1 protein-coding gene is annotated in these 269 nt (G+C 46.5%); it reads left to right on the top strand.

Annotation, left to right across the window (positions count from 1 at the left end; all coding sequences use genetic code 11):
• Nucleotides 1–269 (top strand): UPF0236 family transposase-like protein (locus tag HMPREF2811_RS03560; RefSeq protein WP_210386537.1); only part of this gene is annotated, 269 nt, incomplete at both ends.

The following is a 269-nucleotide window of genomic DNA, read 5'->3' as shown; positions in this document are numbered from 1 at the left end:
TTATCGCTCACACCTCACCAGCGCGTGGATCTAGATTTAGAGGCAGCCATTTACGAGAAGGCCAGTAAGCATTCTTATCAAGCGACCCTGGATAGTTTCGAACATATCGGGATTCATCGTCGTCAGACCGTCAAGAATATTGTGCATAAGTATTGCCCGGATTCTGTTACGTTGCCGGTGGGAGAAAAACGTCAAGTAGACTGCCTATACATTGAAGCTGATGAAGACCATGTAGCCTATCAAGATGGGAAGAATCGGGAAATGCGCTT

Source organism: Globicatella sp. HMSC072A10 (assembly GCF_001811625.1).
In the GTDB taxonomy this organism is placed as follows: Bacteria; Bacillota; Bacilli; order Lactobacillales; family Aerococcaceae; genus Globicatella; species Globicatella sanguinis.
The sequence above is the reverse complement of the archived record's forward strand: the minus strand, read 5'-3'. Positions and strand labels throughout refer to the sequence as shown.